Raw genomic sequence first — 6,608 nt, forward strand, 5'->3', positions numbered from 1 at the left:
ATAATACAAATGCCGCCCAACAAATTCTTGCACGATTTCGCAGGGCGGCATTTCTTGCTTTTTACTTCAGGTTCTTATCAAAGAAGGCAAACAGCTTGTCAAACGGAATCTTGTCCATCTGGTCATAAAGGTCTACATGGGTAGCACCAGGAACGACGATTTCTTCCTTCTCCCCTTTGATGGCGGCATAGACATTGTCGGAGAAATACTTGGAATGCGCCTTGTCCCCGGTAATCAGCATGACCGGCGTCTTACCCAACTCATCAATATTGCTCATAAGCTTGAAGTCAAAGAAGCCATACGGGGTTACCGAATCCCAGGCCAGCTTATTGGAGTTGATGGCGCGCGGATGGAAGGCGCGGCCTACATAGTAGCCAAAGAAATCCTTGATGACAGGACTGGCATCCGCAGGCAGTTTATCGGGGAACATAGTATCGAAGGTCTCCACATTACCATTGGCATCCACCCCCAGCTCATGGGCTCCGCGGATGGCTTTGCCGGTCTTGGCTTCTTCATCACGCATCTTGGCCAGATGCTGTTTCACGAGTTCCCTCTGCTCCGGCGTGTAGTAAGCACCATTATAATGGTCGCTGATGCTTTCACTCATATCATACATTGCCGAAGTTGCCACCGCCTTGATGCGGCTGTCACTGCCAGCGGCAGTGATGGCCATGCCGGACAAACCGCAGATGCCCATGGCCCCCACCTGATCCGGGTTCACGAATTTCAAGTTGGAAACGAAATCCACGGCGGCATGATAGTCTTCCGTGAAGATTTCCGGGGAGCCCATATTGCGGCGGCTGCCACTGCTCTCACCTGTGGTGGAAGGATCAAAGGCTACGGCCACATAACCATGCTTGGCAAATTCCTGTGCATAAAGTCCAGAGGACTGCTCCTTCACCGCGCCAAATGGTCCCGTAATCACGACCGCCTTATATTTCCTGCTGGCATCAAAATCCTTGGGCAGATACATATGGCCGGCCACTTCAAAGCCAAAGCGGTTTTCAAACTTCACATTCTTGGCTTCGATTGACTTGTCAATCTTGAATACGCGGGTGTCATTGTTCAGTTCGCTGATAGATGAACGCTGCATCTGCGAAGCCGCTGCCAATGCTTTAACCAGAGTTGCGGCCATTGTCACCTCACTCCCCATAAGGCCAAAAGACATCACACCTGCCACCAAGGCTGCCAAAACCATCTTTTTGTTTTTGCCAATTTTCTTCATCATTTCGTTTCTCTCCTTTACATCACTTACATCTTTTAACATTTAGCTTGATTTCATTATAGCGATTATGTTTTTGAATTACCAATACTTATAAAAAATACATCACTATGCTTATAGAGCATACAAAATATCATCTATTACTGCTCAGTCTGAACCATCAGCTGCGGATTGCTGCGCTGACGATAACACTGCACCCAAACCGTCAAGGCCGCCAGCAGGCAGAACAACAAACCGCCCAGCACCACATATTGCGTCCCCCAGGCATCAATGAACTGACCGCTGACCGTTGTCCCCAGCACGCAGCCCATATTGGCCGCCGTCAAAAAGAGACCATTGGCAAAGTCCGGGGCTTCCGGGGCGGCACTGGCAATCCAATACTGATTGATATTGGCATTGATGCCCCCAAGCAATCCCCAGAGTACCACGATAAGTCCCATTACCGGCCAAATGCTGCCGCCGCCCAGCAGGGCAATATAGATTACCGCAACCGCCAGCGGAAAGATTTTGACCACCATCAACGGCCGCACGGTCAGCAGATTTCCCGCCAGCATACTGCCGCCAACATTGCAGAGACCATAGACTAACAGCAATATACTGATCAAGGAAGGTGCAATACCGGAAACCACACCCAGATACTCCGCCAGATAATTGAATACACCGAAAATCGAACCATTAAGGAAAATCACCGCCGCAATCGATGCCCAGAGCATGGGCTTTTTCAGCACGGCAAGCTGCTCGCCATAGCCCAGCTGTTCCTTGACCGGCATCGAAGGCATAAAATATAACGTGGCCAACATGACCAGCCAGGTGGCCAGAGCAAAAAACGCCATCGAGAACGCCAGACTGAACTGCTCCGCCAAAAAATTGCTGATAGGCACCCCCGCCACCATACCGGCGGCTACGCCCATATTGATTTTTGCAATCATCTTTGGCTCTTCACCGGTCTTTGCCAGCCCTGCCGCCACCGTAAAGGCCATAGCGCAGTAAACCGGATGGAAGAACGCCGGCAGCACCCGCACGGCCAAAAGCACATAGAAATTTTCGGCAAAAACAGCAATCGTACTGCAAACGGTAAACAGTCCCAAAATAAAGACCATAACCCACTTGCGATTAAAGCGGGACATAATAAGCGGCATCGTTGGCCCCGCCACGGCCACTCCCAGCGCAAAGAGACTGATGAGCCAACCTGCCTGCACCACCGTCACCTGATAGTTTTCGGCAATATAAGGCAGAATGCCGATAAAGCCCATTTCCGTATTCAGGATACTAAAAACACCAGTGGCCAGGATAAGCAGAAGCAGCTGTTTGTTTATCCCTTTTTCCTTCTCCATAAATTCACGTCCTTTCAATCCCATTATAAATTCTCCACATATGCAATACCAATACTTATACATAATCATTACCTATGCTTTACAGTAATAGATTTTCATAGTATTATAGAGTCAAATTCAGACCAAGGAGTTGAATATCATGGAATTGCGGGTTCTCAAATACTTCCTTACCGTGGCGCAAGAAGAAAGCTTTTCCCGGGCTGCGGAAAAACTGCATCTGTCCCAGCCTACCTTATCCCGTCAATTAAAGGATTTGGAAGACGAGTTTGGCAAGCAGCTGCTGGTCCGTGAGCCACGGCGCATCCTGCTTACGGAAGACGGGCAGCTGCTGCGCCGCCGGGCAGAGGAAATCCTGTCGCTGGTAGACAAGACAACCGGAGAACTATTGCGCAATGAAGAAATCAGCGGCGATATCCGTATTGGGGCCGGAGAATCCATACATTTCGGACAGATCATGGAAGTAGCCCAGCGTTTGCGCCAAAAACATCCCGGCCTGCGTTTTCATATCGTTACCGGTGACGGCAGCACGACCATGACACGCCTGGACCGTGGCCTGATTGACTTTGCCTTTGTCTACGGCAAGCTGGACCCGGCTAAATATCAGGAACTGCCCCTGCCTGTCCGCGACCGCTGGGTGCTGTTCTTGCGCGCAGATGATGAACTGGCGCAACAAGATGTCATCCGGGCAGAGGATTTATGGCAGCGCCCTTTGCTTTTCTCCCGGCAGACTCTTTCGGCCAGTACCCATGGCGATGAACTGCTGAATTGGCTGCAAAAGCCTCTAGCCGAACTAAACATCGCCGGTTCCTACACCTTGCTCTACAATGCCACCCTGATGGTCAAAGAGGGCATGGGCTACGCCATCTCCTTTGATGAACTCATCAACACCACGGGCACCAATCTCTGCACACGCCCTCTGGAGCCTGCCATTTTTGCCGAGCCCTCAATCGCCTGGAAGAAAAATGCCGTCTTTTCCAAAGCCTCCCAAGCATTCCTGGCGGCACTGCAGGAAAGATTTACCCTCTGACGCAAAATATCCCCCCGCAAACCTAAATCTTTGCAGGGGGATTCCTTTTGGGGAAGTTTTTGTCATGGGGAAATTGGGGATTATTTCAAGTTAGCCTGAAAGAAGGCTGCTAACTTGTCAAAGGGGATTTTGGCTTTGTTATCGTAAAGATCGATATGGGATGCACCGGGGACGATTACCAATTCCTTGTTGTCCCCTTTCAGTTTCTTGAAAGCATCCTCACCAAAATAGCGGGAATGAGCCTTCTCCCCATGAAGCACCATTACGGCACTCTTGATTTCATCTGCATAGGAAAGAATCGGCATATTCATGAACGAAAGTGCTGTCGTTTGGTTCCAGCCGCCATTGGAGTTCAGGGAACGGGGATGGTAGCCGCGCTCCGTCTTGTAATAGGTGTAGTAATCCTTCACAAACCAGGGAGCATCATCAGGCAAAACATCCGGCACGCCGCCAGCATTCTTGTAGAAACCGTTTTTATAATCCTCTGTACGCTGGGCATTCAGGGCTTCACGATTGGCATAGCGTTCCTTTTTCAAGGCCGCTTCGTCCTTATCCTTATCGAAATAGCCATTGGCCATCACCCGGCTCATATCGTACATGGTGGAAGCCACCGTGGCCTTGATGCGGGTATCATTGGCCGCAGCATTGATAGCCATGCCGCCCCAGCCGCAGATACCGATGATGCCGATGCGGTCTTTATCCACATTCTCCTGGGTAGAGAGGAAATCCACCGCCGCTGAAAAATCTTCGGTGTTGATGTCCGGCGAAGCCACATAGCGGGGCTGGCCGCCGCTTTCCCCGGTAAATGACGGGTCAAAGGCAATGGTGAGATACCCCCGCTCGGCCATTTCCTGAGCATAAAGGCCAGAAGACTGCTCCTTGACAGCACCAAAGGGACCGCTGACCGCGATAGCAGGCAGCTTGCCTTTGCGATTCCGGGGCACATACATATCCGCCGCCAGCGTAATGCCATAACGGTTCACGAAAGTCACCTTGCGATGTTCAACTTTGTCGCTCTTGGGGAATACCTTGTCCCACTCCTGGGTGAGCTGCAATTTTTCGGCCTTGATCATTCTGTCGCTTTTGACCTCTGCACTCTTCATGCCTGCCGCTCCTGTATCTGCCGCCTCTGCGCCGTCTCCCATAAGGCCAAAGGACATCATCCCAGCCATAACCGCCGCCAGCAGCATCTTCTGCTTTTTGCCCATAAGTATTTTCATAGCCATTTCCTTTCTATCGCTCTACACGGCCTCTTTCCTTAACTGATTTCATTATAATGGCTATGCTTGTACATTACCAATACTTATATGTAATGTATTTCTATGCTTTTTTGTAATACATCCTCATCAATTTCCCTTTCGCACCGCATCAGCAGGAACTGCTTCCCAAAACCGGATGCTTTACCTGCCGCAGGGCCCGCACACGGATAAGCCGCAGGGCTTCCGATAAGTCTACATCAGACCGCTGCCCATTGTTTTCGTAAACGCATAGGGGATCTTCCACGCCGATTTCACTGGCGGGCATATAAACATATTCGCAGGTGTTATTGTCACCAAAGATAACGCCTGTCTTTAATTCCGATATGGTAATCATTTATTTTGCTCCTATTCTGCTTCTTCTACTTGTACAGTTAATTCCCGCACTTGCCGCAATGGCTGCATCCATTGCATATCAATCTGCTGCCGCAGGCATGGCAGTGCGGACCGTCATAGACTGCTCGATAGCAATCATCTGGCGTTACCGGAATGCCAATGGCATACCGCAGGTCAAAATGCATGGGCTTGCCCTTGAAATTCAAACCTGCCTTAAATGCCTGCTCCGCCTGTTTCTGCTTGCTTTGCAAACGATAATGCTTGCCGTCTTTAATGAAATGCGAGCCGATTTCAATGAAGGAAAAGGATACACTGGCTTCCTGGCACTCTTCATGCAAAGCCAGTACCCAATCATAATTGCAGGGCCGTGCCCCCTCATAGTTCTCGCCACCGCAGATAACCTGCTCGATGAAACCTTCCTCCAGATAGGGCTTCAAACTTACGGCGCCAACCAAGGGCGCACACATCACACCTTTGTGCTTGAAGGGCAAATCCTTAAGCAGCGGCAATCTGATGTCAGCCATTTTTTGATTCTCGCAGGTGACATTGAACCAGATATTTTCCCAGCCGCCGCCAAAGTCTTGAGGCAGACAGTCCGCCACCCGCTCCGGCCGTTTGGTCAGCAGATAGAAAATGACATCCGGCCGCTGCCGCATGATTTCCCAGGCCTCGTCCCGCCATTTGTCCGCCTCTTCCAGAAAAAAATCCGAAGTCATGCAAACCCGGATAAGCTCGCCGCTCTTTACCTTATAGCTGCCATAGCGATCTTTCTGCAAAGGGTAGGCAAAATTGTCCGTGCGATAAATGACGGAACCGTCCTTCCCTCTTTGCTTATCCAGCGTATACATATAGCAATTGGCACAGCCAGGACTGATTTTCCTGCAGCCATGCCATGGATTCCAGATGTCATGCATAATTTCTCACTCTGCCGCTTCTTTCGCCTCGATAGACGCCAATAAATCGGCAATGGTGACTTTCTTGAAATCGGCCAACATGTGCTGTCTGACCTCTTCGAGCCTGTCCCCTAGCACTCCATGGATATTCCTGCCCACCGGGCACTTCGGATTGGGGTTCTCCTGAAAATGAAATAAATCTTCATCCTCTTCCACAGCCTGGAAGACATCCCACAAGGTGATGTCTTGCGGGCTTTTTGTGAGTTTGGCCCCACCGACACCTGCTGCCACCTCCACCAGGCCGGCGGCTTTGAGCTGGCCCAATGTTTTGCGGATGATAACCGGATTGACATTGACACTGCTGGCCAAAAAGGTGGAAGTAGCCTTGTACTCATCCTTGAACCGCTCGATACAAAGCAATATATGTGTCGCTACCGGCAGACGAAACGAAAACTGCATGAAAAATCCTCCTAAAAGTCGTTGTATCTATTGACATTACAACAATCGTTGTATATAATCGTTGTAACATATTATATTACA

7 protein-coding genes are annotated in these 6,608 nt (G+C 50.2%); 1 reads left to right on the forward strand and 6 read right to left on the reverse strand.

Translation table 11 applies throughout. From position 1 onward, the window contains the following. Window positions 1-61: 61 nt before the first annotated feature. Together BLQ59_RS11920 and BLQ59_RS11925 are read right to left on the reverse strand one after the other, a co-directional pair. Window positions 62-1,228 (reverse strand): alpha/beta hydrolase, encoded by a 1,167-nt coding sequence (locus BLQ59_RS11920; RefSeq protein WP_176756803.1) that lies wholly within the window; start codon window positions 1,226-1,228, stop codon window positions 62-64. A 134-nt stretch (window positions 1,229-1,362) separates the two neighbouring features. Continuing rightward, window positions 1,363-2,556, reverse strand: a complete 1,194-nt coding sequence (locus BLQ59_RS11925; protein ID WP_074573101.1) for an MFS transporter — start codon at window positions 2,554-2,556, stop codon at window positions 1,363-1,365. A gap of 139 nt (window positions 2,557-2,695) precedes the next feature. Here BLQ59_RS11925 and BLQ59_RS11930 point away from each other — a divergent pair, with 139 nt between their 5' ends. After that, complete coding sequence (locus BLQ59_RS11930) at window positions 2,696-3,583, forward strand: LysR family transcriptional regulator (RefSeq protein ID WP_074573094.1); 888 nt, start codon at window positions 2,696-2,698, stop codon at window positions 3,581-3,583. Window positions 3,584-3,663: 80 nt separating this feature from the next. Here the strand turns inward: BLQ59_RS11930 and BLQ59_RS11935 are convergent, their stop codons facing one another. From BLQ59_RS11935 to BLQ59_RS11950, 4 genes are all read right to left on the reverse strand, one after another. Continuing rightward, window positions 3,664-4,803: an alpha/beta hydrolase gene (locus BLQ59_RS11935; protein WP_218122904.1), complete on the reverse strand. Its 1,140-nt coding sequence runs from the start codon at window positions 4,801-4,803 to the stop codon at window positions 3,664-3,666. 148 nt (window positions 4,804-4,951) lie between these two features. After that, entirely contained in the window at window positions 4,952-5,176 is a 225-nt protein-coding gene (locus BLQ59_RS11940) for a hypothetical protein (RefSeq protein ID WP_073092893.1), read from the reverse strand. A gap of 37 nt (window positions 5,177-5,213) precedes the next feature. Further along, entirely contained in the window at window positions 5,214-6,089 is an 876-nt protein-coding gene (locus BLQ59_RS11945) for a DUF5131 family protein (protein WP_081342559.1), read from the reverse strand. Window positions 6,090-6,095: 6 nt separating this feature from the next. Then, the gene (locus tag BLQ59_RS11950; RefSeq protein WP_074573095.1) at window positions 6,096-6,527 is read right to left on the reverse strand and encodes an Rrf2 family transcriptional regulator; all 432 of its coding nucleotides are present in this window, start codon (window positions 6,525-6,527) and stop codon (window positions 6,096-6,098) included. Between the last annotated feature and the right edge of the window lie 81 nt (window positions 6,528-6,608).

The organism is Pseudoselenomonas ruminantium (assembly GCF_900104055.1).
Lineage (GTDB): Bacteria > Bacillota > Negativicutes > Selenomonadales > Selenomonadaceae > Selenomonas_A > Selenomonas_A ruminantium_C.

Bases quoted from the DNA above. Each gene is read 5' to 3' on its own strand.
- BLQ59_RS11930 (WP_074573094.1), top strand. From the start codon at position 2,696: ATGGAATTGCGGGTTCTCAAATACTTCCTTACCGTGGCGCAAGAAGAA.
- BLQ59_RS11950 (WP_074573095.1), bottom strand. From the start codon at position 6,527: ATGCAGTTTTCGTTTCGTCTGCCGGTAGCGACACATATATTGCTTTGT.
- BLQ59_RS11935 (WP_218122904.1), bottom strand. From the start codon at position 4,803: ATGAAAATACTTATGGGCAAAAAGCAGAAGATGCTGCTGGCGGCGGTT.
- BLQ59_RS11925 (WP_074573101.1), bottom strand. From the start codon at position 2,556: ATGGAGAAGGAAAAAGGGATAAACAAACAGCTGCTTCTGCTTATCCTG.
- BLQ59_RS11940 (WP_073092893.1), bottom strand. From the start codon at position 5,176: ATGATTACCATATCGGAATTAAAGACAGGCGTTATCTTTGGTGACAAT.
- BLQ59_RS11920 (WP_176756803.1), bottom strand. From the start codon at position 1,228: ATGATGAAGAAAATTGGCAAAAACAAAAAGATGGTTTTGGCAGCCTTG.
- BLQ59_RS11945 (WP_081342559.1), bottom strand. From the start codon at position 6,089: ATGCATGACATCTGGAATCCATGGCATGGCTGCAGGAAAATCAGTCCT.